This is a genomic window from Candidatus Cloacimonadota bacterium, assembly GCA_020532355.1.
Lineage (GTDB): Bacteria > Cloacimonadota > Cloacimonadia > Cloacimonadales > Cloacimonadaceae > UBA5456.
Genome location: JAJBBD010000022.1, coordinates 1 through 2509, shown reverse-complemented (window position 1 = coordinate 2509; position 2509 = coordinate 1). Strand labels below are relative to the sequence as shown.

Here is a 2509-nt window from a genome sequence, read left to right as displayed (position 1 = left end):
TCCTGCCCATGTGTTCAAACCTGGCTACCACGGGTTGCTTCACGCCCATCTTTTGGGCCAGTGCTTCCTGAGTCATCCTCAGTTTAACTCTTTTCACAGAGAGATCAGCTACGATATCGATCAGGTCCTGTTTCCACTTAGGAATCGAGGAGAAATCTATGTCCAGTTCTTTCGCTGACTCATTATGTTTGCGCAGCTTTACCTTTTTTGAATTTGCCATCTCTCCTCCCTTTTTTTCGCTTCTTACGGCTCTTATTTTTGGCTTCCTTGGGCTCGTTATCCTTGTCAACAACATCAGTGATCCATATAGTGTAACAATCTCCACCTAATGTAAAGAAGACTCTTAAAACTCCTTTCTCACTGTGTGGTGGTATGCGAAATTCGAACCTTTCTTCTTTACCAATACGCTTTATTCGCTTACTCTGATCACTCTTGGCAAGCTCTTCCTTCATGTAAACCTCGAAGTCTTCCCAATTCATACTTTTCACCTTTCTATACTCAAAGCGTAGCTGCCTATAAAGATCTGGATGAGTCTTCTGATACTCTATCTCTTCAAGCCGAACTTCTTCTGATGAGTATCTGATCTTCATCATACAAAGACAAGATATAGCCAACTGGCTATAAAGTCAAGCTCAAATTTCGCTCTGCGAAAGTTTGAAATCGCTAACAGCTTATTATTCATAGTGCTAGCCACCTAAAATTAATCCAGATAGTACCCGCGTATCGTGCATGACTCAAAAACTATCCAAGTGTTTTCTGGTTCCAGTAATGCTCTTCTGCTCATATGCATACGCCAAATCCCCATCCTTCAACAGGAAAGAAACAAGACCCCCATCTTATAGGAATTTGGCTGCGGTTGGACGCTATTAAGCTGGAGAGATTGCATTTAAAATGATTATTCATCATGTATCCCTATTATATCACCAATGACCATAGGCTCGCATTGTAACAGAGTCATTGCGTCTTTGTACAATTTCCATACTTCTTCTAAGTTGAGTTTGTCTGTCCAAGAAAATGAGGGTTTATCGACTTTGGTAGAATCCTTATCAGAGGTCTTCGCTTTAACACATGGATATCGGAACTTCTGAGATTGTTTATCAATGTAAGATAATCCGGGGAAAAATGGGTTGTCTTTTCCTGATATCAATTCTTCTAAGCTTCGTTTCAAAGCATCTGCATCAAAATCTGAGCGATTGATACCCTCCTTATCGCAGTGTTCAATAAACTCATTCCTGAGATCTAGGTATTGACCTTTTAATTCTCTAAGTTTATGTGTGTTTTCTTTCGAGGGAGATTTTTTCAATGTTCGTTGTAGATCATAAATGCATAGCTTAAGTCCTAACTCTATGGAATGGGATACAAGGTACATCAGAGGGTGGACAAGAGTATCAACACAGTATGATCCATCTCCAACTGACTTGAACAGAATATCAGCCGCACGGACATACTGATCTAAATAGCTTTGCCACGGATAGATCATTCTTCCTGGATGGGCAGTAATCAAGCGCTTCGAACAAAAAGTACTACCTTGCATAATATGACTCCTTCATACTATATTCTAAACATTGTTAAGTGACAGGTTACCCAACTGCTCAATCGTCATCCGGTCAAAATCCTGCGCGGAAAGACCAAAAGAGGCCAACACACTATCCATATCCGGATCAATCAACTTGGCTTCTGAATAATCAAGCTCATATAGCTTGTAAACCATGAGATCGATTTGGGATTCGAGTTGTTGGGTATTTTTGCCACTATGTCTACTTTTTAAGATATTCTCAACTAATCTGTGAAAAGACATCTTAGTTTGATGGTTTGGGTTAGCAATTGGCAGCAGTTGCATGTATTGATTTAACCATCTAATTCCCTTGTCTCCAAGTCCAATGGAATAGTATTTCTTAAAAGTATACTCGATAAATGTCGAGTTAAGTATTGAGACCAAATATTTCAAGTCATTACCCGTTATTAGATAAGCAGTGTTAGAGACAAAAACCGAAGGTATTTGAGCATAAGTAAAACTGGAACCTTGAGTCAGTTCTTGATACACCACCTTCTCTTTTTCGAATTCTTCATAGTATGTTGCAGCACAGCGTTGTAGCGCATACCATTCATATCTGATACCAGTTTCAGCTTTGTTACGAGCCGAGAGTTGATCCTTGAACTTAAGCAAATGCTCATAGATAGCCGGGTATTGCACGGAAAATTCATGCTCTGCTTTCTCTGATGCCCCTGTAATGGACGGATCTCTATGTAGCGGAAAATGCCAGGGAATAAAGAGCAACCACAGGTCCGCAAACTCAGCTTTATAGCGTTTGATATCGCGTCCTCTGAGGATGGGTTTGATGATCTCAGCCGAGCGGGGATCAGCGGCGATGAGTTCATCTTTTTTGGCCCCGGAGATGATGAAGGCTTCGTTGTATCCGGTTTTAATGCCGTAGTTGATGGACACATCCCAATCCTTGAGTGGGGTGCCGATGCGTTCGATCTTGGCTTTGAGCTTTTGGGCTGCGTC

General features: G+C 41.1%; 4 protein-coding genes. All 4 read right to left on the bottom strand.

The features are described 5' to 3' along the window. Positions 1–220, bottom strand: a 220-nt coding sequence (locus tag LHW48_00650) for a helix-turn-helix domain-containing protein (GenBank protein MCB5258970.1), incomplete at its 3' end; no start/stop codon positions are given. Further along, the gene (locus tag LHW48_00645; protein MCB5258969.1) at positions 183–593 is read right to left on the bottom strand and encodes a hypothetical protein; all 411 of its coding nucleotides are present in this window, start codon (positions 591–593) and stop codon (positions 183–185) included. The genes LHW48_00650 and LHW48_00645, both read right to left, overlap by 38 nt. A 302-nt stretch (positions 594–895) precedes the next feature. Beyond that, on the bottom strand, positions 896–1534 hold the full coding sequence (locus LHW48_00640) for a hypothetical protein (GenBank protein ID MCB5258968.1): 639 nt from the start codon (positions 1532–1534) through the stop codon (positions 896–898). A 24-nt stretch (positions 1535–1558) separates the two neighbouring features. Further along, a partial coding sequence (locus LHW48_00635) for a hypothetical protein (protein ID MCB5258967.1) occupies positions 1559–2509 on the bottom strand: 951 nt, incomplete at its 5' end.